The organism is Pseudomonas brenneri, from assembly GCF_007858285.1.
Lineage (GTDB): Bacteria > Pseudomonadota > Gammaproteobacteria > Pseudomonadales > Pseudomonadaceae > Aquipseudomonas > Aquipseudomonas brenneri.
Genome location: NZ_VFIL01000003.1, coordinates 269904 through 295185, shown reverse-complemented (window position 1 = coordinate 295185; position 25282 = coordinate 269904). Strand labels below are relative to the sequence as shown.

The 25282-nt window shown below is 60.5% G+C and carries 20 protein-coding genes; 8 read left to right on the top strand and 12 right to left on the bottom strand.

The genetic code is table 11. The features are described from left to right. Positions 1 to 102 precede the first annotated feature (102 nt). Together lexA and sulA are read left to right on the top strand one after the other, a co-directional pair. Complete coding sequence (gene lexA, locus FJD34_RS07970) at positions 103 to 711, top strand: transcriptional repressor LexA (protein ID WP_029300096.1); 609 nt, start codon at positions 103 to 105, stop codon at positions 709 to 711. 10 nt (positions 712 to 721) lie between these two features. Then, positions 722 to 1201 carry an SOS-induced cell division inhibitor SulA gene (gene sulA / locus FJD34_RS07965; protein ID WP_090291656.1) on the top strand — a complete coding sequence of 160 codons (480 nt, stop codon included), beginning with the start codon at positions 722 to 724 and terminating at the stop codon, positions 1199 to 1201. Between the two features lie 149 nt (positions 1202 to 1350). Here sulA and FJD34_RS07960 read toward each other — a convergent pair whose 3' ends face one another. The 7 genes from FJD34_RS07960 to FJD34_RS07925 form a co-directional block, all read right to left on the bottom strand. Beyond that, a complete protein-coding gene (locus FJD34_RS07960; protein ID WP_029300092.1) occupies positions 1351 to 1584 on the bottom strand; it encodes a hypothetical protein in 234 nt (77 codons plus the stop codon). Positions 1585 to 1716: 132 nt separating this feature from the next. Beyond that, on the bottom strand, positions 1717 to 2238 hold the full coding sequence (locus tag FJD34_RS07955) for a DUF6586 family protein (protein ID WP_032863313.1): 522 nt from the start codon (positions 2236 to 2238) through the stop codon (positions 1717 to 1719). A gap of 140 nt (positions 2239 to 2378) precedes the next feature. After that, complete coding sequence (gene topA, locus FJD34_RS07945; protein WP_090291658.1) at positions 2379 to 5000, bottom strand: type I DNA topoisomerase; 2622 nt, start codon at positions 4998 to 5000, stop codon at positions 2379 to 2381. Positions 5001 to 5114: 114 nt separating this feature from the next. Beyond that, positions 5115 to 5351, bottom strand: coding sequence for a DUF1653 domain-containing protein (locus FJD34_RS07940; RefSeq protein WP_017137419.1), 237 nt, complete (start codon positions 5349 to 5351; stop codon positions 5115 to 5117). Between the two features lie 94 nt (positions 5352 to 5445). Next, a complete protein-coding gene (fadA, locus tag FJD34_RS07935) occupies positions 5446 to 6621 on the bottom strand; it encodes an acetyl-CoA C-acyltransferase FadA (protein ID WP_090291659.1) in 1176 nt (391 codons plus the stop codon). 29 nt (positions 6622 to 6650) lie between these two features. Continuing rightward, the gene (gene fadB, locus FJD34_RS07930) at positions 6651 to 8798 is read right to left on the bottom strand and encodes a fatty acid oxidation complex subunit alpha FadB (RefSeq protein WP_032863316.1); all 2148 of its coding nucleotides are present in this window, start codon (positions 8796 to 8798) and stop codon (positions 6651 to 6653) included. Positions 8799 to 9395: 597 nt separating this feature from the next. Continuing rightward, positions 9396 to 9833 (bottom strand): hypothetical protein, encoded by a 438-nt coding sequence (locus tag FJD34_RS07925; protein WP_032863317.1) that lies wholly within the window; start codon positions 9831 to 9833, stop codon positions 9396 to 9398. A gap of 105 nt (positions 9834 to 9938) precedes the next feature. On the opposite strand from FJD34_RS07925, the gene FJD34_RS07920 reads away from it, so the two are divergent. Continuing rightward, positions 9939 to 10376, top strand: coding sequence for a universal stress protein (locus FJD34_RS07920; RefSeq protein ID WP_032863318.1), 438 nt, complete (start codon positions 9939 to 9941; stop codon positions 10374 to 10376). 94 nt (positions 10377 to 10470) lie between these two features. On the opposite strand, the gene FJD34_RS07915 is transcribed toward FJD34_RS07920, so the two are convergent. Beyond that, on the bottom strand, positions 10471 to 12387 hold the full coding sequence (locus FJD34_RS07915) for an ATP-binding cassette domain-containing protein (protein ID WP_065942391.1): 1917 nt from the start codon (positions 12385 to 12387) through the stop codon (positions 10471 to 10473). A 212-nt stretch (positions 12388 to 12599) separates the two neighbouring features. On the opposite strand from FJD34_RS07915, the gene FJD34_RS07910 reads away from it, so the two are divergent. Then, a complete protein-coding gene (locus FJD34_RS07910) occupies positions 12600 to 14528 on the top strand; it encodes a transglycosylase SLT domain-containing protein (protein ID WP_090291661.1) in 1929 nt (642 codons plus the stop codon). 62 nt (positions 14529 to 14590) lie between these two features. Here FJD34_RS07910 and FJD34_RS07905 read toward each other — a convergent pair whose 3' ends face one another. Then, entirely contained in the window at positions 14591 to 16366 is a 1776-nt protein-coding gene (locus tag FJD34_RS07905; protein WP_162237660.1) for an ABC transporter transmembrane domain-containing protein, read from the bottom strand. Positions 16367 to 16611: 245 nt separating this feature from the next. Here FJD34_RS07905 and FJD34_RS28030 point away from each other — a divergent pair, with 245 nt between their 5' ends. Further along, positions 16612 to 16785 carry a PA1571 family protein gene (locus FJD34_RS28030; protein WP_032863322.1) on the top strand — a complete coding sequence of 58 codons (174 nt, stop codon included), beginning with the start codon at positions 16612 to 16614 and terminating at the stop codon, positions 16783 to 16785. 165 nt (positions 16786 to 16950) lie between these two features. Here the strand turns inward: FJD34_RS28030 and pdxB are convergent, their stop codons facing one another. Beyond that, positions 16951 to 18096 (bottom strand): 4-phosphoerythronate dehydrogenase PdxB, encoded by a 1146-nt coding sequence (gene pdxB / locus FJD34_RS07900; protein WP_032863323.1) that lies wholly within the window; start codon positions 18094 to 18096, stop codon positions 16951 to 16953. A gap of 142 nt (positions 18097 to 18238) precedes the next feature. On the opposite strand from pdxB, the gene FJD34_RS07895 reads away from it, so the two are divergent. After that, positions 18239 to 19621, top strand: a complete 1383-nt coding sequence (locus FJD34_RS07895) for an MATE family efflux transporter (RefSeq protein ID WP_032863324.1) — start codon at positions 18239 to 18241, stop codon at positions 19619 to 19621. A gap of 157 nt (positions 19622 to 19778) precedes the next feature. On the opposite strand, the gene tusA is transcribed toward FJD34_RS07895, so the two are convergent. Further along, complete coding sequence (gene tusA, locus FJD34_RS07890; RefSeq protein ID WP_032863325.1) at positions 19779 to 20030, bottom strand: sulfurtransferase TusA; 252 nt, start codon at positions 20028 to 20030, stop codon at positions 19779 to 19781. Between the two features lie 38 nt (positions 20031 to 20068). Next, a complete protein-coding gene (rlmM, locus tag FJD34_RS07885; protein WP_032863326.1) occupies positions 20069 to 21142 on the bottom strand; it encodes a 23S rRNA (cytidine(2498)-2'-O)-methyltransferase RlmM in 1074 nt (357 codons plus the stop codon). A 190-nt stretch (positions 21143 to 21332) separates the two neighbouring features. On the opposite strand from rlmM, the gene acnA reads away from it, so the two are divergent. Beyond that, on the top strand, positions 21333 to 24074 hold the full coding sequence (gene acnA, locus FJD34_RS07880) for an aconitate hydratase AcnA (protein WP_090291663.1): 2742 nt from the start codon (positions 21333 to 21335) through the stop codon (positions 24072 to 24074). Between the two features lie 209 nt (positions 24075 to 24283). After that, positions 24284 to 25075, top strand: a complete 792-nt coding sequence (locus FJD34_RS07875; RefSeq protein WP_032863328.1) for a CPBP family intramembrane glutamic endopeptidase — start codon at positions 24284 to 24286, stop codon at positions 25073 to 25075. The last annotated feature ends 207 nt before the right edge of the window (positions 25076 to 25282 follow it).

The window sequence follows — 25282 nt, the reverse complement described above, 5'->3', positions numbered from 1 at the left end:
CCGACGGATGACCGTCCGGCGGAGTCGGCAAAAACGATGATTGCCAAGCGCAGTTCACTGTATATAATCCCAGTCACTGTATAAAAAGACAGAGCGATCAACATGCTAAAACTGACGCCACGCCAAGCTGAGATTCTCGCTTTTATCAAGCGCTGCCTCGACGACAACGGCTATCCGCCGACCCGGGCGGAAATCGCCCTGGAGCTGGGGTTCAAATCCCCCAACGCTGCCGAAGAACACCTGAAGGCCCTTGCCCGCAAGGGCGCGATCGAAATGACCCCTGGTGCATCGCGCGGCATTCGTATCCCTGGCTTTGAGGCCAAGGCTGACGAATCGACCCTGCCGATCATCGGCCGGGTCGCTGCCGGTGCGCCGATTCTTGCACAACAGCACGTCGAAGAGTCCTGCAATATCAACCCGACCTTCTTCCATCCTCGCGCCGACTACCTGCTGCGGGTCCATGGCATGAGCATGAAGGACGTGGGCATCTTCGACGGCGACCTGCTGGCCGTCCACACCACCCGCGAAGCGCGCAACGGCCAGATCGTCGTGGCCCGCATCGGCGATGAAGTGACGGTCAAGCGCTTCAAGCGCGAAGGCAGCAAAGTCTGGCTGCTGGCAGAAAACCCCGAGTTTTCGCCGATTGAAGTCAACCTGAAGGATCAGGACCTGGTGATCGAAGGCTTGAGTGTCGGCGTTATTCGCCGCTAACGGAGGCATCATGCAGTTCCCACGCGTGCAACAACACACACAACTGCCGCTGTTTGAGGCCTTTTTGGCCCAGCCACTTGCACCTATCCTCAACGAGACGGTGCAGTCCCCATGGACCGCCACCGCTGAACCTGAGGTATTCAGTGAATTGTCGTTGCGCGGCGCTGCCGGAAACTGCCTGAGCCTGCTGGCCCCCATTCTTCGCAACCTGAGCGAAGAACAGGACGCCCGCTGGCTGACCCTGATCGCCCCGCCCTCCAGCCTGACCCAGGCCTGGTTGCGGGATGCGGGCCTGAACCGCGAACGCATCCTGCTGCTGCAACCACGCGGCACCCAGAGCGCCCAGCAACTGACCTGTGAAGCGCTGCGCCTCGGACGCAGCCACACGGTGGTCAGTTGGCTGAATCCACTGGGCGCTTCGGCCAAGCAGCAGTTGATCAGCGCAGCGCGTACGGGCGATGCACAGAGCTTGAATATTCGTTTGGGATAAGCCCGAGCCTGACGCGCAACGCGTTATCGGGAGTGGTACAGGTCGTCCGATTGCAGCCTGACGTCAGGTCAGTGCCTGCGATGGACGCTAGGCTTCTACAGAATTGAGAAGCCGATTGAGCATTTGAATCTTAAAAACGACAAGCGGACTCAGTGAAGAATCCGTGGACCGTCGTCTTTCTCCGGTTCGCCCTCAGCCAGGCGCCCCGCCATCTGCACACCAACGCTCAGCATGGCTTTTGCCACTTCCACGTGTTGGCCTTGCAGGAATGCCTTGGCGTCCTCGGAAAAATCCAAAGTCACCAGAGAACCCTCGTCCTCAGCCCTGCGCAGCTCAATTCGGCCGTCGGGCAGTTCAACAATTTCCAGAAAGGACGTTGGCATAAAAATCTGTTCTCCACGAAAGGCCGGCATTATATCAGTCATAAGCAGAGCCTCGCTCAGGATCTGAACAGCTTTCTGTACAGCTGGATGAATGGTCTGTAGCGCCTCATTACCCTGCCAACGCTATCCGGCTCAGCACTCGTTCAACCCATCCCGAAAGCGTATCGCCAGTTTTTTCAGTTCCTGGCGCCAGCTCTCCAACTCGGCCCGGCTCAGTGGCTCGGGGCCTTCCTCTTCCAGGCTGACCGCAACGATCAGCGGTTGGGTCACATCGCCCTTGGGCTTGTGCGGCACACGCGGCGGCTGAAACATCGCCGAATGCGCAGCCAGCAAACGTGCCAGCCAACTGTCAGGGCTGCGAGCCATCTCCACCAGCTCAGCCAACTCAGGAATGGCCAGCGACTCCAGCACCTCACGGGTCAGGATATCCTCGGCCCGCGGCGCATGCGCCTGAGGCAAACGATAGAAGCCGGCAATTTCATGGCACAGACCCAACAAGGCGCCATACAGATGGAACAACGCCGACTCTCGCCCCGCCTGGACCAGCGCGATAGCGTTCATCTCCTTTCCTTCCTCGGCACGGCCAAGGGCGTCCAGGGACAAACCCGCGAAGTAAATTTTCTGGTTGGTACGGGTATAGAGTTCGTTGGCCATGACGGCAGTCTCCACAACGACATAAGTATGATACGGCCTGTAGGAGCGAGCTTGCTCGCGAAAAACCTGAGAGCACCGCAGTGCACCAGGTTTATCGCGTCATCGTTAACGACCTTCGCGAGCAAGCTCGCGCCTACAGATCAAGCGCCCTGGCGCTTGTCCTCGACCTTCCACTTGCCGCCGTCGTAGAACGCTTTCCAACCCGTAGGCTTGCCGTCTACTTCGGTCTGCACGTACTGCTCCTTGGTCTTGCGGCTGTAGCGGATCACGGCCGGACGACCGTCGGGATCCTTCTTCGGCGCTTCACACAGGAAGTGGTACTTCGGGTCGATCTCGTCCTTGTGCGGCACGATCTCCATCACCAGGGGTGCACGAGTCTCGCGGTTTTTCGGGAACTGGCTGGCCGCCAGGAACAAGCCCGAAGCGCCATCACGCAGGATATAGGTGTCGTTGACCTTCTCGCACTTGAGCTCAGGCATCTTCACCGGGTCCATCTTCGGCGGCGCCGCGTCACCGCTTTTCAGCAGTTTGCGGGTGTTCTTGCAGGTCGTATTGGTACAACCGAAGAACTTGCCGAAACGGCCGGTCTTGAGCTGCATCTCGCTGCCGCACTTGTCGCACTCCAGGCTCGGGCCTTCGTAGCCCTTGATGCGGTAGGTGCCCTCTTCGATCTCGTAGCCGTTGCAATCCGGGTTGTTACCGCAGATGTGCAACTTGCGCTTCTCATCCAGCAGATAAGCATCCATCGCGGTGCTGCAGATCGGGCAACGGTGCTTGCCACGCAGTACCAGCGACTCGGACTCACCCTCGTCATCGGCAGCGATTTCATCGCCTGGCACCAAGTTGACGGTGGCCTTGCAGCGCTCTTTAGGCGGCAGGCTATAACCCGAACAACCGAGGAACACACCGGTAGACGCAGTGCGGATCTGCATCGGCCGACCGCAAGTGGTGCACGGGATATCCGTCATCACCGGCTGGTTGGCGCGCATACCGTGTTCCGGGCTCTCGGCTACTTCGAGTTTCTTCTTGAAGTCGCCATAGAACTCGTCGAGTACATTCTTCCAGTCCCGCTCGCCCTGGGCCACGTCATCGAGGTTCTCTTCCATGCCTGCGGTAAAGCCGTAGTCCATCAGGTTGGAGAAACTCTCGGACAGACGCTCGGTGACGATATCGCCCATCTTTTCCGAATAGAAACGACGGTTATGCAGGGCCACGTAGCCACGGTCCTGGATGGTGGAAATGATCGCCGCGTAGGTCGAAGGACGACCAATGCCACGTTTTTCCATCTCTTTTACCAGGCTGGCTTCCGAATAACGCGCAGGCGGCTTGGTGAAATGCTGGGACGGATCAAGCTTGATCAGCTTCATCACATCGCCCTGGGCCATGTCTGGCAGCACGTCATCATCGCCGGGCTTGGCGATTTGCGGCATCACACGGGTGTAGCCGTCGAACTTGAGGATACGCCCCTTGGCACGCAGCTCGAAGTCCCCGGCACCCACGGTGACGGTGGTGGACAGGTATTGCGCCGGCAGCATCTGGCAGGCCAGGAACTGGCGCCAGATCAGCTCGTAGAGGCGCTCAGCGTCGCGCTCCATGCCCGTGAGCTTGCTTGGCTCGGTATTGGCGTCAGACGGACGAATCGCTTCGTGAGCCTCTTGTGCGCCTTCCTTGCTGCTGTAGACGTTTGGCTTCTCCGGCAGGTACTTCTTGCCGAATTCGCTTTCAATATAAGTGCGCGCCATCGCCACCGCGTCTTGCGACAGGTTGGTGGAGTCGGTACGCATATACGTGATGTAGCCCGCTTCGTACAAACGCTGGGCCATCATCATCGTCTTCTTCACCCCGAAGCCCAGGCGGTTGCTCGCGGCCTGTTGCAGGGTGGAGGTGATGAACGGCGCCGACGGCTTGCTGCTGGTCGGTTTGTCTTCGCGCTTGACGATGCTGTAGCTGGAAGCCTTGAGCTTCTCCAGCGCAGCCATGGCCTGGGCTTCGTTAAGCGGCTTGAAGGCCTCGCCTTTCTCGCGGGCCACGTCAAAGCGCACGGTCGCGCCCTTGGCGGTGCCGAGGTCGGCGTGGACTTCCCAGTATTCTTCAGGGATGAACGCACGGATCTCGCGCTCGCGCTCCACTACCAGCTTCACCGCGACCGATTGCACACGGCCGGCGGACAGGCCACGGGCGATCTTCGCCCACAACAGCGGCGAGACCATGTAGCCCACGACGCGGTCGAGGAAGCGACGGGCCTGCTGGGCATTGACGCGGTCAATGTCCAGCTCGCCTGGCTTGGAGAAGGCTTCCTGGATCGCCTTCTTGGTGATTTCGTTGAACACCACGCGTTTGTAGCGGCTGTCGTCCCCACCGATGGCTTCGCGCAGGTGCCAGGCAATGGCTTCCCCTTCGCGGTCCAAGTCCGTTGCGAGATAGATGGTGTCGGCATCCTTGGCGAGCCGGCGCAGCTCCTCGATGACCTTTTCCTTGCCCGGAAGGATCTCGTACTTGGCCTTCCAGCCATGATCCGGGTCCACACCCATGCGCGAGACCAGCTGCTTGCGCGCCTTCTCTTTAGGCGAGAGCACCGGACCTTCGCCCGCAGCCGCCTTGCCGCGCTTGGCAGCAGGCTCCTTGCTGGCGCTAGCCGAACCGCTGGTGGGCAGGTCTCGGATATGGCCGATACTCGACTTCACCACGTACTCGTTACCCAAGTACTTGTTGATGGTCTTGGCCTTAGCCGGGGATTCCACAATGACCAGCGATTTGCCCATGGATCGGAAAATTCCTGAATTCGAGAAGAGAAAGGCGGTTGGCGCCTGACGCGGCAACGCTATATATAGTGGCAACACAGTGAGGTCAAGCGCAGCATTCTGCGCAACCGGCCGTTATTGCCCTGAAAAAAGGCTGGGTTCGACCTGCACCAAAGCAAAGCGCGGGACCTGCTCGCCGTCAACTTCGACGGTTTCCAGGAACATGCTCAAGGGGCGCACCCAAAAGCCGTAATCGCCATACAGTGCTTGGTAAAACACCACTTCTTCTTCGGTCTCGGAGTGCCGCGCCACATTAAAAACGCGGTACTGGGGACCTTTATAATGCTGGTAGAGCCCTGGTTCGACTTTCATGCTCTGGCCCTCTTACAAAATTTATTAAAAAAAATTAAAAATTCCAAAAAACAAAAACCGGGGCACTGGGCCCCGGCTTCCGTCAACTCAACGCTTAGACGCGTTCGAAGACGGTGGAAATGCCTTGGCCGAGACCAATGCACATGGTTGCAACCCCAAGGTTGCCGCCATTTTGCTTCATCACGTTAAGCAAAGTGCCGGAAATACGTGCACCGGAGCAACCGAATGGGTGGCCCAGGGCAATCGCACCGCCGTGCAGGTTAACCTTCTCGTTCATCTTGTCGAGTACTTTCAGATCTTTCAGCACGGGCAGGGCCTGTGCGGCGAAAGCTTCGTTGAGCTCGAAGAAGTCGATGTCGGAGATGCTCAGACCTGCGCGCGTCAAGGCTTTTTGTGTGGCCGGTACTGGACCATAGCCCATGATCGCCGGGTCCACACCCGCCACGGCCATGGAACGGATCACTGCCAGAGGCTGGATCCCCAGGTCCTGGGCGCGCTGGGCCGACATCACGATCATGCACGAGGCACCATCGGTGATCTGCGACGAAGTACCGGCAGTCACGGTGCCGCCCTTTGGATTGAATGCCGGCTTCAAGGCTGCCAGGCTTTCCAGGGTAGTATCCGGACGAATGGTTTCGTCGTAATCGAACAGCTTCAGGAAACCGTTCTCGTCGTAGCCGTTCATCGGGATGATCTCATCCTTGAACTTGCCTTCCAGGGTTGCCTTGTGGGCGAGCTGGTGCGAGCGCAGGCCAAAAGCGTCCTGGGCTTCACGGGTAATGCCGTGCATCTTGCCAAGCATTTCCGCAGTCAGGCCCATCATGCCCGAGGCTTTTGCCGCGTACAGCGACATATGCGGGTTTGGATCGACGCCGTGCATCATGCTGACGTGGCCCATGTGCTCCACGCCGCCGACCACGAACACATCACCGTTGCCGGTCATGATCGCCTGGGCGGCAGTGTGCAGTGCGCTCATGGACGAACCACACAGGCGGCTGACGGTCTGGCCGGCAGCAGTATGCGGGATCTGGGTCATCAGGGACGCCATGCGGGCGATGTTCCAGCCCTGCTCCAGGGTCTGGTTCACACAGCCCCAGATCACGTCCTCGACTTCGTTCGGGTCGACCTTGACGTTGCGCTCCAGCAGCTTGCTGATCAGGTGCGCCGACATGTCTTCGGCACGGGTGTTGCGGTGCATGCCGCCCTTGGAGCGGCCCATCGGAGTACGACCGAAGTCGACAATCACGACGTCTCTTGGATTCAAGCTCATAAATATTCTCGCTCTAGTCGTTTGGGCGCTTAACCGAAGAAGCTCTGGCCGTTCTTGGCCATCTCGCGCAGCTTCGCAGTCGGGTGGTACAGCGGGCCCAGATCAGCGTACTGATCAGCCAGGGCAACGAACTCGGCCACACCGATAGAGTCGATGTAACGCAGCGCACCGCCACGGAATGGAGGGAAACCAATACCGTACACCAGGCCCATATCGGCTTCGGCGGCGGTTTCAACGATGCCGTCTTCCAGGCAACGCACGGTTTCCAGGCACAGGGCGATCATCATCCAGTTGATGATGTCCTCGTCGGACACTTCACGCTGTTCGTAGACGATCGGAGCCAGCACTTCGTGAACCGATGGATCGGCAACTTTCTTCTGCTTGCCCTTCTTGTCGGTCTCGTAGGCGTAGAAACCCTTGCCATTCTTCTGGCCCAGGCGCTTGGCCTCGTAGAGCGCATCAACGGCCGAACGACGGTCGTCTTTCATGCGGTCCGGGAAGCCTTCAGCCATGACGTCGCGACCGTGGTGGCCGGTGTCGATGCCGACCACGTCCATCAGGTACGCCGGGCCCATTGGCCAGCCGAATTTTTCCATGACCTTGTCGATACGCACAAAGTCCACACCAGCGCTGACCAGCTTGGCGAAACCGCCGAAGTACGGGAACAGCACGCGGTTGACCAAGAAGCCCGGGCAGTCGTTGACGACGATCGGGTTCTTGCCCATTTTCTTGGCGTAGGCAACGGTGGTGGCAACGGCTAGCTCGCTGGACTTCTCGCCACGGATCACTTCCACCAGCGGCATCATGTGCACCGGGTTGAAGAAGTGCATGCCGACGAAGTTTTCCGGACGCTTGAGGGCCTTGGCCAGCAAGGTGATGGAAATGGTCGAGGTGTTGGACGCCAGGATGGTGTCGTCCTTGACCTGGGCTTCAACTTCCGCCAGGACCGCTTGCTTGACCTTCGGGTTCTCGACAACCGCTTCGACCACCAGGTCGACGTGGCCGAAATCGCCGTAGGACAGCGTAGGACGAATGCCGTTGAGCACTTCAGCCATCTTCGCAGCCGTCATGCGACCTTTATCAACGCGGCCAACCAGCAGCTTGGCGGCTTCTGCCAAGCCTTGCTCGATACCGTGCTCGTTGATGTCTTTCATCAGGATCGGCGTGCCTTTGGACGCCGACTGATAGGCAATACCACCACCCATGATACCGGCGCCGAGTACAGCGGCCTGTTTCACGTCCTTGGCGATTTCGTCGTAGGCCTTGGCCTTTTTCTTCAGTTCCTGATCGTTCAGGAACAGGCCGATCAGGCTCTGTGCAGCAGACGTCTTGGCCAGTTTGACGAAGCCGGCGGCTTCGATCTCCAGGGCCTTGTCGCGACCGAAGTTCGCGGCTTTCTGGATGGTCTTGATCGCTTCGACCGGGGCCGGGTAGTTAGGACCCGCTTGACCGGCGACGAAACCCTTGGCGGTTTCGAACGACATCATTTGTTCGATGGCGTTGAGCTTGAGTTTTTCCAGCTTCGGCTGACGCTTGGCCTTGTAGTCAAATTCGCCGCTGATGGCGCCCTTGATCAGGTTCAGTGCAGCTTCTGCGAGTTTGTCCGGAGCAACCACGGCATCGACTGCGCCCACTTTCAGCGCGTCTTCAGCACGGTTTTCCTTGCCGGCGGCAATCCACTCGATGGCATTGTCGGCACCGATGATACGCGGCAGGCGCACGGTACCGCCGAAGCCTGGGTAGATGCCCAGCTTGACTTCCGGCAGGCCGATTTTCGCGCTGGAGGCCATGACGCGGAAGTCCGCGGCCAGGCACATTTCCAGACCGCCGCCCAGGGCGATGCCATTGATCGCGGCAACGGTCGGCACGTTGAGGTCTTCGAAATCGCTGAAAATCTTGTTGGCTTCGAGGTTGCCAGCCACAAGCTCGGCATCGGGCAGCTTGAAGTTGTCGACGAATTCGGTGATGTCAGCGCCGACGATGAACACGTCCTTGCCGCTGGAGACGATCACACCTTTGATCGATGCATCAGCCTTGATGGTGTCTACGGCCTGACGCAGTTCGTTCAGGGTTAGACGGTTGAACTTGTTGACGGACTCACCCTTGAGGTCGAATTTCAATTCGACGATGCCACTTTCAAGAGCCTTAACCGTGATGGCTTTACCTTCGTAAATCATCAACTGATCTCCACGATATGGAAGCTGAACAGTACACACTGGACGCTGGCCTCTGGTCGGGCATTGATCATTACGTCAATGCTTACGCCAATGCGCCAGGCACACCCGCCAATGCGATAGTCGGGATTATGTCTGAGATGTCTGACAGACAAACACTCAATTCATACGCCCGTTTGATTTGGGTACGCCACCTTCAGCCAATTTCCGACAATTGTCAATCGCTCGAAAGGGCCGCTAAAACGCGACTTTTCAGTCATTTCAGAACCGCCAAGGCGAATCAATGCGCAGGCATTCACATAATCAATAATACAAAAAGCTTAGAAAAGGCCTGTACAGCGGCGAATATCCGGCTAGGCTAGCCGCACGTTTGAACGCCTGTGCGAATGCGCGGCGTGATGAATTGAAGAATTACCGGCCTGCCTGGCCAACTCCAGCCCGATGATGATGTCGGGCTTTTTATTGCCTGTGATTTCGTCACTGTAGGAGCGAGCTTGCTCGCGAAGATCGTCAACGATAACGCGCTAAACCTGGTTTAACGCGGCGTGCTCAGGTTTTTCGCGAGCAAGCTCGCTCCTACAGTGGAACAGTGGAACGCTGTCAGGCCAGGGCCTTGAGCAAGGCATTGATGTCCTGCAAGACGCTCAATTCGCCCTTCTCCCCCCAATACAAGGCGATCATTTGCCCGTCGGCTTCGATTTTGTAGACGTTATCCGGCAGCTTTGCAAAATGCGGCAACAACTTCTCGTCGACGCAGATTTCCCGCCACTGATTGACCCACACCCCCGGCTCCAACTGCCAGTAACACCAGAGGGCCGGCTTACTGCTGCGCCGTGGCCGGCAGTACTGCGCACACGGGCTGGGCGGCTCCTGCTTGAGCCAGTGCGGCCATTCCTGGGGCGACAATTGCATCGCCAGGCCAATGCGGCGGGCCTCCATGCGCAGGGCCATGCGCCCGCTCTGGTGGCGCGAAGGTCGCAGCCATGCCAGGGGGCTCAACACCACCACAAGGATTGACACCACTATCCAGACCGTCATATGTGTACTCCCGAATTTCTAGATGAGCGGATTTGACCTGACGCAACCCCATCCGCTTGAAAGCAGCCATACTGAACTTATTGCAGTCCCCTGGAGGAACGCCTCATGACTTACGAACATATTCTGGTCGCCGTGGACCTGACCGAAGAGTGCGATCCGGTGATCAAGCGCGCCGTGGCCATCGCCGGCGATAGCGTCAAGCTGTCCCTGGTGCATATCGTCGAACCCATGGCCATGGCCTTTGGCGGCGATGTGCCGATGGACCTGTCGCAACTGCAACAGCAGCAGTTCGATCAGGCCAAGGAGCGCCTGGACCGGCTGATTGCCAAGTATCCCGCGTTGAAAAAAGACCAAAGCCACCTGACCTATGGCCAACCACGCCAGGAAATCCATCACCTGGCCAAAGAACAGAACTGCGACCTTATCGTCGTTGGCAGCCATGGGCGTCATGGCCTGGCGCTGCTGCTGGGCTCCACGGCCAATGATGTACTGCACGGCGCGCCGTGCGACGTACTGGCAGTGAAGCTGGTAAAGAGCTCGTAAGAACACTGCAAATCAAATGTAGGAGCTGGCTTGCATTTCATATAAAAAAACCGGTGCTCCTAAGAGCGCCGGTTTTTTATTGCCGCTGAATCAATCAGGCATCCAGCTCGGCCCAACGCTCAACCAGCACTTCCAACTCCTGGTTCAACTTCTCCAGGGACTCGATGACCTTGGCCGTTTCCGCCGCAGGACGCAGGTAGAAACCCGCGTCAGCCATTTCGGCTTCCACAGCAGCGATCTGCTGCTCCTTGGCGTCGATATCACCCGGCAAGGCTTCCAGCTCACGCTGCAGCTTGTAGCTGAGCTTTTTCTTGGCCGCCGGCGCAGCGTCCTGAACAGGCTCAGCAGCGGCAGGTGCAACCACCGCAGAATTCAAGTCGGCCTTGCCGGACTTGCTCTCGGTCACGCCCAGCAGGCGCGGCGAGCCGCCCTGGCGCAGCCAGTCCTGATAACCACCGACGTATTCGCGCACCTTGCCTTCACCTTCGAAGACCAGGGTACTGGTGACCACGTTGTCGAGAAATGCCCGGTCGTGACTGACCATCAGCACGGTGCCGTTGAAGGTCAGCAGAACCTCTTCCAGCAGTTCGAGGGTTTCCACATCGAGGTCGTTGGTCGGCTCATCGAGCACCAGCAGGTTGGCAGGTTTGCTGAACAGCTTGGCCAGCAGCAGGCGCGCACGCTCACCGCCAGACAAGGCCTTGACCGGTGTGCGGGCACGTTGCGGGCTGAACAGGAAGTCGCCCAGGTAGCTCAGCACGTGGCGACTCTGGCCGTCGATATCGATAAAGTCGCGGCCTTCGGCGACGTTGTCGATCACGGTCTTTTCCAGGTCCAACTGGTGGCGCAACTGGTCGAAGTAGGCCACATCGATGCGCGTCCCCTCTTCCACGGTGCCGCTGGTCGGTTGCAGACCGCTGAGCATCAGCTTGAGCAAAGTGGTCTTGCCGGTACCGTTGGCGCCCAGCAGACCGATACGGTCGCCGCGCTGCAGGACCATGGAGAAGTCCTTGATCAGGAACGGGCCATCCGGGTGATGGAAGCTGACGTTCTCCAGGACCATGACCTGCTTGCCCGACTTGTCGGCGGTATCGAGCTGGATATTGGCCTTGCCGGTGCGTTCGCGACGTTCGCTACGCTCGACACGCAAGGCTTTCAGGGCACGTACGCGGCCTTCGTTACGGGTGCGGCGCGCCTTGATGCCCTGGCGGATCCAGACTTCTTCCTGGGCCAGTTTCTTGTCGAACAGCGCGTTGGCGGTTTCTTCAGCGGACAGCGCGGCTTCCTTGTGCACCAGGAAGCTGGCGTAGTCGCCGTTCCAGTCGATCAGGCCGCCGCGATCCAGTTCGAGGATGCGCGTAGCAAGGTTCTGCAGGAAAGAACGGTCGTGCGTGATAAACAGCACGGCGCCCTGGAAGTCCTTGAGGGCTTCCTCCAGCCAGGCAATCGCGCCGATATCCAGGTGGTTGGTCGGTTCATCGAGCAGCAGCAGGTCCGGCTCGGACACCAGGGCCTGGGCCAGCAGCACACGGCGACGCCAGCCGCCGGACAGTTCGGCAAGGGTCTTGTCGGCCGGCAGTTGCAGGCGGCTCAAGGTGCTGTCGACCAGTTGCTGCAAGCGCCAGCCATCACGGGCTTCGAGGTCTTGCTGGACGTGCATCAGCTTGTCCAGGTCTTCCTCGGTGACGCAGTTCTGCGCCAGATGATGGTATTGGGCAAGCAATTCGCCTACGCCGTCGAGGCCTTCGGCAACCACGTCGAACACGGTCCGTTCGTCGGCCACCGGCAATTCTTGCGGCAACTCGCCGATCTTCAGGCCCGGGGCACGCCACACGGAGCCGTCATCGGGCTTCTGGTCGCCCTTGACCAGCTTCATCATGCTGGACTTGCCGGTGCCGTTGCGGCCGATGATGCACACCCGCTCACCACGGGCGATCTGCCAGGACACCTTGTCCAACAACGGCATAGCGCCGAAAGCAAGGGACACATCGCTGAATTTGAGCAGGGTCATACGCTTCTCCAAAAACTGGGCGCGCATTCTACCTGAGTTGGGGGGTGAAGCGGCCGGCATTTTCATGCCCGACACGTTCTGTAGGACATTTCTTGAGAACTTCAGCGAAGCGACCTGCAAAGCTTTCACCGGCTGCGGGCAAAAGGCTAAGCTAGGGGCAATCAGTGTCGGCGGCGCCGGCACTAGTCCTGATTTCTTTGCACGGACGTCTCATGCGCAGTCGCCTTTTCAGCTTTTTATCTTGCCTGCTTCTTTCCTCCACCGCCGTCCAGACTGCCCAGGCAGTGGACCTGACCACCCAACGCCAATATTACGATCAAGCCAAGCGGGCCCTGGCCAAGGGCGACACCGGCCCGTACATGCAATACAGCCAGGCCCTGGCCGATTACCCGTTGACGCCTTACCTGGCCTACGACGAACTGACCGCGCGCCTCAAATCCGCGAGCAACCAGGAAATCGAACAGTTCCTGGCCAAGCATGGCGACCTGCCCCAGGCCAACTGGATGAAGCTGCGCTGGTTGCGCTGGCTCGCCGAGCGTGGCGACTGGAAGACCTTTGAAAAGTACTACGACGCCAAGCTCAACTTCACCGAGCTGGACTGCCTGCACGGCCAATACCAGTTGAGCAACAACCTCAAGGCCGAAGGCTACAAGACCGCCGAAGCCCTGTGGATGACCGGCAAATCCCAACCGGCTGCCTGTGATGCCACCTTTGGCCAATGGGCCGCCGCCGGCCAATTGACCGAGCAGAAAATCTGGGACCGCGCCAAACTCGCCGCCGAAGCCCGCAACTATCCGCTGGCCAACAGCCTGGTGAAAACCTTGCCCACCCTGGGCGCCCAGGGCCGCCTGATGGTGGACGTGGCGCAAAAGCCCGCCATGCTCAGTGACCCCTCGCGCTTCCTGCCTGCCACTGAAGCCATGTCCGACGCCGTCGGCCTGGGCCTGCGCCGCCTGGCGCGCCAGGACCCGGAACAAGCCATGGCCCTGCTGGATGGTTATGCCAGCAGCATGCACTTCTCCCGTGACGAAAAAGTGTCCATCGCCCGGGAAATCGGCCTGACCCTGGCGCGACGCTATGACCCCCGCGCCCTGGACGTGATGAGCAAGTACGACCCGGAGCTGCGTGACAACACCGTCTCCGAATGGCGCCTGCGCCTGCTGCTGCGCCTGGCCCGCTGGGAAGATGCCTACCAGTTGACCCGCAAGCTGCCTCAGGACCTGGCCACTACCAACCGCTGGCGCTACTGGCAGGCCCGCGCCCTGGAACTGGCCGAGCCGAAGAACCCGCAAGCGCTGGTGCTGTACAAAGGCCTGGCAAAGGAGCGGGATTTTTATGGCTTCCTCGCGGCGGATCGCTCCCAGGCCCCCTATCAGTTGAACAACCAGCCTCTGGTCATGAGCCAGGCCCTGATCAACAAGGTGCGCAACACCCCGGGTGTGCGCCGCGCCCTGGAGTTTTATGCCCGTGGCCAGATCGTCGACGGCCGCCGCGAGTGGTATCACGTCAGCCGCCACTTCAACCGTGACGAAATGGTCGCCCAGGCCAAGCTCGCCTACGACATGAAATGGTACTTCCCGGCGATCCGCACCATCAGCCAGGCCAAGTACTGGGACGACCTGGATATCCGCTTCCCCATGGCCCACCGCGACACCCTGGTACGTGAAGCCAAGGTCCGTGGCCTGCATTCGAGCTGGGTGTTTGCCATCACTCGCCAGGAAAGCGCCTTCATGGATGACGCCCGTTCCGGCGTTGGCGCCAGCGGCCTGATGCAACTGATGCCCGCCACCGCCAAGGAAACCGCGCGCAAATTCAGCATCCCACTGGCGTCACCGCAGCAGGTGCTGGACCCGGACAAGAACATCCAACTCGGCGCCGCCTACCTGAGCCAGGTGCACAGCCAGTTCAACGGCAACCGCGTGCTCGCGTCTGCCGCCTACAACGCCGGCCCAGGGCGCGTACGCCAATGGCTGCGCGGCGCCGATCACCTGAGTTTCGACGTGTGGGTGGAAAGCATCCCGTTCGACGAAACCCGCCAGTATGTGCAGAACGTGCTGTCTTATTCGGTGATCTACGGGCAGAAGCTCAACTCGCCACAACCGCTGGTGGATTGGCACGAGCGCTATTTTGATGATCAGTAACAACAGCCGAAAGCGGCAAGCTTGAAGCAGCAAGTGCCCGCGTTGTGAAACGCGGGCATTTTTTATAGGGCGTCGTGATTGTCGTTGAATTGCAGGGCTGCCAGGCGCGCATACAGCGGATTAGTGGCGATCAGTTGCTGATGCGTGCCCACCGCCACTAATTTCCCCTGATCCATCACCGCAATCCGGTCGGCGTTTTTCACTGTGGCCAGACGGTGGGCGATCACCAGAGTGGTACGCCCCTCCATCAGTTGCGGCAGTGCCTGCTGGATCAGATGCTCGCTCTGGGCGTCGAGGGCGCTGGTGGCTTCGTCCAGCAGCAGGATCGGCGCATCGACCAGCAAGGCCCGGGCGATGGCCAGGCGCTGGCGCTGCCCACCGGAAAGGCCCATGCCGCCATCCCCCAGATGTGTCTGGTAGCCCTGGGGCATTTGCAGGATGAAATCATGGGCGTGGGCGATGCGCGCCGCTTCTTCGACCTGGGCAGGTGTGGCCTTGGGGTTGCCGTAGCGGATGTTTTCTTCAACGCTGCCAAAAAACAGCGCCGGGCTCTGGGATACCAGGGCAAAACAGCGGCGCAGGTCCAACGGGTCCAATGCGCTCAGAGGCCGGCCTTCCAGCAGCACTTGCCCCTGTTGCGGGTCGTAGAAACGCAGCAATAGATCAAAAATCGTTGATTTACCGGCACCGGACGGCCCAACCAAAGCCAGGGTTTCACCGGCATTGATGCTCAGGCTCAGCCCATCGATGGCGTAGCGATCGGGACGCGACGGGTAGGAAAAATGCAGGTTTTGTAGCTCCAGGTGACCACTGACCCGTTCTGGCAGCTTGACCGCACCATCGGGCGGGGCCTGGATTTCATTGCGCGACTGCAATAACTCGGCGATCCGCTCCGCCGCCCCGGCCGCGCGCTGCAACTCGCCGATCACTTCGCTCAAGGTGCCAAAGGCGCTGCCCACGATCAGGCTATAGAACACGAACGCCGCCAGCTCGCCACCGGAGATGCGCCCGGCGATCACATCCATGCCGCCCACCCACAGCATCACGCCTACCGCACCCAGCACCAACATGATCACCAGGGTGATCAACCAGGCGCGCTGGACGATGCGTTTGCGCGCCGTGGCGAACGCCTCCTCAACGGTCACGGCGAAGCGCTGCTCATCCTGCACCTGATGGTTGTAGGCCTGCACCGTCTTGATCTGGCCCAGGGTTTCAGACACGTAGCTGCCGACGTCGGCAATCCGGTCCTGGCTCAGGCGTGACAGGCTGCGCACGCGGCGGCCGAAAATCAGGATCGGCGCCAGCACCAGCGGCAACGCCACCACCACGATGCTGGTGAGTTTTGGATTGGTGACAAACAGCAACACAATCCCACCGATAACCATCAATGCGTTGCGCAGGAACAGCGACAGGGATGAACCGATCACCGATTGCAGCAAGGTGGTGTCGGCGGTCAAGCGTGACTGGATTTCCGAGCTGCGATTGTTTTCATAAAACCCTGGATGCAGGTAGATCAGATGGTTGAACACCAGCCTGCGAATGTCCGCCACCACACGCTCACCGATCCACGACACCAGGTAAAAACGAGTAAAGGTGCCCACCGCCAGGCCCAGCACCAGGATCATGAACAGGCCGATGGACTGGTTGAGCAGGTGCGGCGATTGGGTCATGAAACCCTGATCCACCAGCAGGCGAATGCCCTGGCCCATGGACAAGGTAATCCCTGCAGTGACAATCAGTGCGAGCAAGGCACCGGTGGCCTGCCAGCGATACGGGGCGATAAAGCGCATGGCCAGGCGGATGGCGCGGCGTTGACGGGCTGAAAGCATGGAGAGCATCACCTGAGGAAGACACCCTCAAGCCTACACCGCAATAGGATTGAACTTGGGTAAATCACAATGAGTCAGGTTAATTATGCCCGGCAAGACTAGGTCCTAGAGGCTATCGGTCTAAAGTCCGGCTGGAAATCCGCGGCGATTTCTGCTGGACTGGGCATTCGATCCACCGACGGGCTCTGGAGTTGTAACAGCTCGGTCACGCGGGGGAATTAGAGTAGGTACACAACCTGATGAGGAGACAGGCCATGTCCTTGCAAACCAGCAGCACTGACAAAGTTGAAGTAATCCGCCAGCCACAGCAGTTGCCCTGCTCGTACATCGATGCCCAGGGTCGCGAAGTGCAGATTACCGAAGAGATGATCCAGGGCGCGTGCGCCGAACTGGAGCAGAAACTGGTCAAGCCTGCCCAGCAAGGCTGATACGCCCCAGCTCTTTCAGACCCGGCCCAAGTGGCCGGGTTTTTTATGCCTTTCCTGTAGGAGCGAGCTAGCTCGCGAAAAACGTTAACGATAACGTGAAAAACCTGACACCCAGCGTGGCTCTCAGGTTTTTCGTCGGAACGCCGCCCGGAGACAAGCACGCTCCTACAGGATGTTCTGTGCTTCCAGTGCGGCGACGATGCCCGACAACACTGGCGACCCACCGTTGATCCGCACTTTCAAACCATCGATCTCGCGGCGCTCCGGGTAGTGTTTGCGCAGCAGGTCGAATGCCTTGCGCTGTTCTTCCACTGTTCCTACCAGGCTACGGCGAAAGTCCGCATCGTCGCGGCGCGGGTCGTAGACGCTGCGACACAGCGTCGCCAGGGCCCAGGCCGGATCAGTGCTGGCATTGAGGGTAACCTCGGCCAGCCAGGGTTCAGGCAGCAGGTCACTCAACGAAATAGTCGCCGGCTGACCAAGGTGCGCGCACAGCGCCTGGTAGATCTGCGCGGTGCCGCGCTGCTTGCCGTCCAGGCTGTAGCCGGCGATATGTGGGGTTGCCAGCACGCACAGCTCGGCCAATTCGACATCCACTTGCGGCTCGCCTTCCCACACGTCCAGCACCGCCTGCAGGTCTTCGCGCTCCAGCAACACCTCGCGCAGCGCCGCGTTATCCACCACAGGGCCACGGCTGGCGTTGATCAGCCAGGTGCCCGGCTTGAGCTGCTCAAGACGCTGGCGATCCAGTAAATGCCAGGTCGAGCCACTGCCGGACTTTTTCAGCGGGGTGTGCAGGCTGATCACATCACACTGTTCGATGATCTGCTCCAGGCTGACGTAATCACCGTCTTCGGCGACCTGGCGTGGCGGATCACAGACCAGCACGTTCCAGCCCAGGCCCTTGAGTACCTTGACCAGCCGCCCACCCACCTCACCGGCACCGACGATGCCATAGGTGCGCCGGGTCAGGTCCGCCCCTTCGATTTCAGCCAGGGTCAGCAGGCTGCCCAGCACATAGTCCACCACCCCCCGGGCGTTACAGCCCGGCGCGCTGGACCATTGGATACCGGCCTTGTGAAAGTAGTCGAGGTCCAAATGATCGGTACCGATGGTGCAGGTGCCGACAAAACGCACCGGTGTGCCTTCCAGCAGCGCACGGTTGACGTTGGTCACCGAACGCACCAGCAACACATCGGCCTGTTCAATGGCGGCGCGGTCGATGGCACGCCCTGGCACCCGGCGGATCTCGCCAAACCCTTCGAAGAACGCATCGAGCAGCGGGATATTTTCGTCGGCAACAATCAGCATGGCAGGCTCCTTTGGCGGATCCGCAGTGTACAGGCACCGGCCCGTGGAACGTTTACAAATCCGCTACACAGGTATTTTCCTGACTCATCCGTCAAGGCGTAGAATGCGCCGTCCTGCGCTCCCCCTTATCGGACATCTGCACGTGAACACTGCCACTCTGCCCCTCTCCCGCCCTGCCCGCGTTCGCCGGGAAGTCCGTAGCCTGCTGGCGCTGGCCCTGCCGATCATGATCGGGCAACTGGCAACCACCGCCATGGGCTTTGTCGATGCGGTGATGGCCGGGCGCGTCAGTTCGCGGGACCTGGCGGCGGTAGCCCTGGGCAACTCCATCTGGATCCCGGTGTATCTGTTGATGACTGGCACCTTGCTGGCCACCACCCCCAAAGTCGCCCAGCGCTTTGGCGCCGGCAGCCACACCGAGATCGGCCCGCTGGTGCGCCAGGCGCTGTGGCTGGCGCTGGTGGTGGGGTGTACCGCGTCAGTGCTGCTGATCAGCGCCGAACCGATCCTGCATGCGATGAATGTCGACCCCGAACTGATCGCACCCTGCATGGGCTACCTGCATGGCATTGCCGCGGGCATGCCGGCAGTGGCGCTGTATTACGTGCTGCGCTGTTTCAGTGACGGCCTGGGCCGCACACGTCCAAGCATGATCCTCGGACTGGCCGGGCTTGCGTTGAATATCCCGCTGAACTACGTGTTCATCTATGGCCATTTCGGTGTGCCGGCCATGGGCGGCGTGGGCTGCGGCTGGGCCACCGGGATTGTGATGTGGGCAATGATGCTGGGCTTCGCCGGCTGGACCCGCTGGGCACCTGTCTATCAGGCCAGCGAGCTGTTCAAGCGCTTCGACTGGCCACAGTGGGCGGTGATCAAGCGCATCCTGGGCATTGGCCTGCCGATCGGCATTGCGATTTTTGCCGAGTCGAGCATCTTTGCGGTAATCGCCCTACTGATCGGCAGCCTGGGCGCGACCGTGGTGGCCGGGCACCAGATCGCCCTGAACTTCAGCTCGCTGGTGTTCATGATCCCCTACTCCCTGAGCATGGCGGTGACCGTGCGCGTCGGCCAGGCCCTGGGCCGTGGCGAGCCCCGCGAAGCGCGCTTTGCCGCAGGCGTGGGGATGGGCACCGCACTGGCCTATGCCTGCGTATCGTGCAGCCTGATGCTGTTGTTCCGCGAGCAGATCGCCACGATCTACACCGCCGACCCGCTGGTGGTCCAGGTGGCGGCGATGCTGATTGTGTTTGCAGCGCTGTTCCAGTTTTCCGATGCGATCCAGGTCACGGCGGCAGGCGCCTTGCGCGGCTATCAGGACACCCGGGTGACGATGATCCTGACCCTGTTCGCCTATTGGGGCGTGGGCCTGCCGGTCGGTTACTTGCTGGGGCTGACCGACTGGCTGGGCCAGGCCAACGGCCCGAGCGGCTTGTGGCAGGGGCTGATCGTTGGCCTCAGTTGCGCGGCGGCCATGCTGGTGGTCCGCCTGGCACGTAGTGCGCGCAAGCGCATTCGCCAGGTTTAAGCGCGACTGCCCGCTGTAGGAGCGAGCTTGTCTCCGGGCGGCGTTCCGACGAGAAATCTGAGAGCGACGCGGGGTGTCAGTTTTTTCGCGTTATCGTTAACGTTTTTCGTCGGAACGCCGCCCGGAGACAAGCTCGCTCCTACAGTAGGCACCTGCCTCAAGTGGACTTCTTGCGAATCCAGTACAGGTAAGTACCCGCCTCTTCGCGCTGCTCCACCAGTTCATGGTCCAGGAACACACAGAACTTGGGGATATCGCGGCGGGTCGAGGGATCAGTCGCGATGACCTTGAGCAGGCCGCCGGGCGCCAGGTCGCGGATGTGCTGGTGCAGCATCATCACCGGTTCCGGGCAGTTGAGGCCGGTGGCGTCGAGGGTGCCGTCGACGGCAGGGTCAAAAATGTCACTCATCGTTCACTCCTAAACAGCCGGTTCCTACAAGGTTGCGCTTACCGGGCCTTGGGTTTCTTTACGTCCAGACGGCGCAAGTGGCAGGTGACTTCCTCGCGGTCGTGGTACAGCTGCTTGCAACCGATCTCCACCCGAATGCCCCGCGCCTTGAAGCCTTCTTCGATACGCTCCAGCAGGCGCTTCACTTCGGCGTAACGCTGCTTCATCGGCAACTTGAGGTTGACCACCGCTTCGCGGCAATGCCCTTCGCCGATCCAGGTTTCCAGCAGGGCCGCGTTGCGCGCCGGTTTCTCGACGATATCGCAGACCATCCAGTCCACCGGCTGCTTGGGGGTGAAGGTAAAACCATCGGCCATCAAGTGTTGCACCAGACCGGTATCCATCAGGCTTTCGGCCATCGGCCCGTTATCGATGGCGGTGACCAGCATGCCACGGTTGACCAGTTGCCAGGTCCAGCCGCCTGGCGCTGCGCCGAGGTCTACGCCGGTCATGTCACCGTGCAGGCGCTCGTCCCACTGGTCCCGGGGGATAAAGTGGTGCCAGGCCTCCTCCAGCTTCAAGGTCGAGCGGCTGGGTGCGTCGCGAGGGAACTTCAGGCGGGGGATGCCCATCGGCCACATGGCCGAGTTGTTTGACTCGGCCAGCCCCATGAACACTTCGCGGCCGCTCTTGAAAGTCAGCAGCAGGCGCGGCTTGCTTGCATCTTCCACCAGTTTGCCGGCGCCCAGCAGGGCCTTGCGCAGGTGCACTTCGAATTTCTTGCAGAAGTTCGACAGTTCCTTGCCGTCATTGGTATCGACCATCTCCAGCCACAGGCTGCCGCACACCGGGAAGTCCCGCAGGTGCGCGAGAATGACGCTGATGCGGTCGGTTTCCGGCAAATCGATGAAAACCCCACGCGCCCACTGCCTCGGGAAGATCAGCTCGGCAAAGCGTTGGCCGCGCATCAGGCGCTGGGCGCCGTCTTCCTCGGTGCAGACAAATTCGGCGCAGGCGCTGCCGGTCTTGGCCTTGGCATAGCCCGAAACGTTCAGGCGCGCGGCGTGTTCCGCGATCTCGGAACAGACTTCGCCTTCAAAACCCGGGCGGCAGTGCATAAAAAGGGTGTTCATCAACTCTCCTGGCAACTGGCTTGCTCTATCGCAATGCCTGTCATGAAAACGCGCGCATGATAACTGACTTCGGAACCTTGGACTTGTCCATAGAGTCCAGTTATTAGCCAGCTACTGAAAACAAGGCTAGGTTAGAAGCTCTGTTCGTCCCGTCAGGTCCGTAGCCGTGCGGACCATAAGGAGTCATGTAATGTCATCCGTTGATAGCCTGAGAACCCTTAAGACCCTGCAAATCGACAGCCAGACCTACCACTACTTCAGCCTGCCCGAAGCCGCCAAGAGCCTGGGTGACCTGGATAAACTGCCGATGTCCCTCAAGGTGCTGCTGGAAAACCTGCTGCGCTGGGAGGATGAAAAAACCGTGACCGGCGCCGATCTCAAGGCGCTTGCCGCCTGGCTCAAGGAGCGCCGCTCCGACCGCGAGATCCAGTACCGCCCGGCCCGGGTGCTGATGCAGGACTTTACCGGCGTGCCCGCCGTGGTCGACCTGGCCGCCATGCGCGCCGCCGTGGCCAAGGCCGGTGGCGACCCGCAGCGCATCAACCCGCTGTCGCCGGTGGACCTGGTGATTGACCACTCGGTGATGGTCGACAAGTTCGGCAATGCCGACGCCTTCGAGCAAAACGTCGATATCGAAATGCAGCGCAACGGTGAACGCTATGCGTTCCTGCGCTGGGGCCAGAGCGCCTTTGATAATTTCAGCGTGGTCCCGCCGGGTACGGGCATCTGTCACCAGGTCAACCTGGAATACCTGGGCCGCACGGTGTGGACCAAGGACGAAGACGGCCGTACCTATGCCTTCCCCGACACCCTGGTGGGCACCGACTCCCACACCACCATGATCAACGGCCTCGGCGTTTTGGGCTGGGGCGTGGGCGGTATCGAGGCGGAGGCGGCGATGCTCGGCCAGCCGGTGTCGATGCTGATCCCGGAAGTGATCGGCTTCAAGCTCACCGGCAAATTGAAAGAAGGCATCACCGCCACCGACCTGGTGCTGACCGTCACGCAGATGCTGCGTAAAAAAGGCGTGGTGGGCAAATTCGTCGAGTTCTATGGCGACGGCCTCGCCGACCTGCCCCTGGCCGACCGCGCCACGATTGCCAACATGGCACCGGAATATGGCGCCACTTGTGGCTTTTTCCCGGTAGATGAAGTGACCCTGGACTACTTGCGCCTGTCCGGCCGGCCTGACGCCACGGTCAAGCTGGTCGAGGCCTATACCAAGGCCCAGGGCCTGTGGCGCAAGGCCGGTGAAGAACCGGTGTTCACCGACAGCCTGGCCCTGGACATGGGCAGCGTCGAAGCCAGCCTGGCCGGGCCGAAACGCCCGCAGGACCGGGTCTCGCTGCCCAACGTGAGCCAGGCATTCACTGACTTTCTCGACTTGCAGTTCAAGCCGGCCAATAAAGACGTCGGTCGCCTGGAAAGCGAAGGCGGCGGCGGTGTCGCGGTGGGCAATGCCGACCTGGTAGGCGAAGCCGACTACGACTTCGAAGGCCAGACCTATCGCCTGAAAAACGGCGCGGTGGTGATCGCCGCGATTACCTCCTGCACCAACACCTCCAACCCGAGTGTGATGATGGCCGCCGGCCTGGTCGCGAAAAAAGCCGTGGAAAAGGGCCTGACCCGCAAGCCTTGGGTAAAAAGCTCCCTGGCACCGGGCTCCAAGGTGGTCACCGACTACTACAACGCCGCCGGCCTGACGCCGTACCTCGATCAACTGGGCTTCGATCTGGTCGGCTACGGCTGCACCACCTGCATCGGCAACTCCGGGCCACTGCCGGAACCGATCGAAAAAGCCATCCAGAAAGCCGACCTGACCGTGGCGTCAGTGCTGTCCGGCAACCGTAACTTCGAAGGCCGCGTGCATCCGCTGGTGAAAACCAACTGGCTGGCCTCGCCGCCGCTGGTGGTGGCCTATGCGCTGGCCGGAACCGTGCGGATCGACATCAGCAGCGAGCCCCTGGGCACCGGCAAGGATGGCCAGCCTGTGTACCTGCGCGATATCTGGCCCAGCAGCCAGGAGATCGCCAACGCCGTGGCGCAAGTCAGCACCGGTATGTTCCACAAGGAATACGCCGAGGTGTTTGCCGGCGACGAGCAGTGGCAAGCCATTGAAGTGCCACAGGCTGCGACTTATGTGTGGCAAAAGGACTCCACCTATATCCAGCACCCGCCCTTCTTCGATGACATCGCCGGCCCCTTGCCGGTGATCAAGGATGTGCAAGGCGCCAATATCCTGGCCCTGCTCGGCGACTCGGTGACCACTGACCACATCTCCCCGGCCGGCAATATCAAGGCCGACAGCCCGGCCGGCCACTACCTGCGCGAACAGGGCGTGGAACCCCGGGACTTCAACTCCTACGGTTCACGGCGCGGCAACCATGAAGTGATGATGCGCGGCACCTTTGCCAACATCCGTATCCGCAACGAAATGCTCGGCGGCGAAGAAGGTGGCAACACCCTCTACATCCCGACAGGCGAGAAAATGCCGATCTACGACGCCGCCATGCAATACCAGGCGTCCGGCACGCCGCTGGTGGTGATCGCCGGCCAGGAATACGGCACCGGCTCCAGCCGTGACTGGGCTGCCAAGGGCACCAACCTGCTGGGGGTCAAGGCGGTGATTGCCGAGAGCTTCGAGCGGATCCACCGCTCCAACCTAGTGGGCATGGGCGTGCTGCCGCTGCAGTTCAAGCTGGACCAGAACCGCAAGGCGCTGAAGCTGACCGGCAAGGAGAAGATCGACATCCTGGGCCTGACCGATACCGAGATCGAGCCACGCATGAACCTGACGCTGGTGATCACTCGCGAAGATGGCCGCAGCGAGAAGGTCGAGGTGCTGTGCCGGATCGACACCCTCAATGAAGTGGAATACTTCAAGGCGGGTGGGATTCTGCATTACGTGCTGCGCCAGTTGATTGCTTCGTAACGCGTCAAGCCAGACAAAACACCGCCTTCGGGCGGTGTTTTCATTTTAGCGTTCAGTCACCGCCGCTATAATGCGCACCTATTTCCCTGTAGGAGCGAGCTTGCTCGCGAAGGTCGCCAACGAAAACGCGGGCAGCCTGGACGCGCGAGGTGCCTTGAGGTTTTTCGCGAGCAAGCTCGCTCCTACATCGACCTGTGTAAGGATTCTCAATGCCCGCTTTACCCTGGCTGTACCTGGTACTTCTTTCCATTGGCTATGGACTGGCCCTGACCTACGGGCAACTGGGTTTACTGGCCCTGGTATCTATCGGCCTGTTACTGGTGGCCGGGTATGCCGTGCGCCAACAACGCAACCCATGGGCGCGCTACCTCGGCCATGGCCTGTTCATCGTACTGGCCCTGGGCCTGGCGATGCATTGGCTGCCCGGTTTCTACAACGGTCGTGGGATCGACCCGCAGCGCTTCACCGCCGATGCGGTGCCCTTCTCGATGTACTTGAACCAGGACAAACCGCTGATTGGCTTGTGGCTGCTGCTCGCCTGTCCATGGATCGTCGCCCGCCGCCCGTTGCGCCTGTCGATCTATGCCACGGCCCTGGCCTTGACCCTGACAACTATTGCCGCCCTCGGCGGTGCGGTGCTTCTGGGCATCATCAGTTGGGCGCCAAAGTGGCCGGACCAGGCATGGCTATGGGTGCTGAACAACCTGTTGCTGGTGACCCTGGTCGAGGAGGCGCTGTTTCGCGGCTACATCCAGGGCGGCTTGAGCCGACGCTTCCAGCAACTGCCCTATGGCGAAAACCTCGCCTTGTTGCTGGCTTCGTTGCTGTTTGGCCTGGTACACGTGGGCGCAGGCTGGCAGTGGGTGCTGCTGGCCAGTATCGCCGGCGCGGGTTATGGCCTGGCGTACCGCTTCGGTGGCCTGGGCGCGGCGATTGCTACGCACTTTGGCTTGAATCTGCTGCATTTCGGACTGTTTACCTACCCGATGCTCGCGGGCTGAACCAGCCCCCACGCAGTGAACACACAGCCGCCTTCGGGCGGCTGTGTGTTTTCGAGCCCCCACTCGACTAACCGTTCGGTCAGTAGGCACCCCCAGCACCTTTGGGCACAATGCCCACAGCCCCTTCATACCACACCAATAAACACAACCCAGTCACCAGGCCTTCACTTGCCTTGATCTGCGTTGAAGGAACCCGCGCACCCGCCT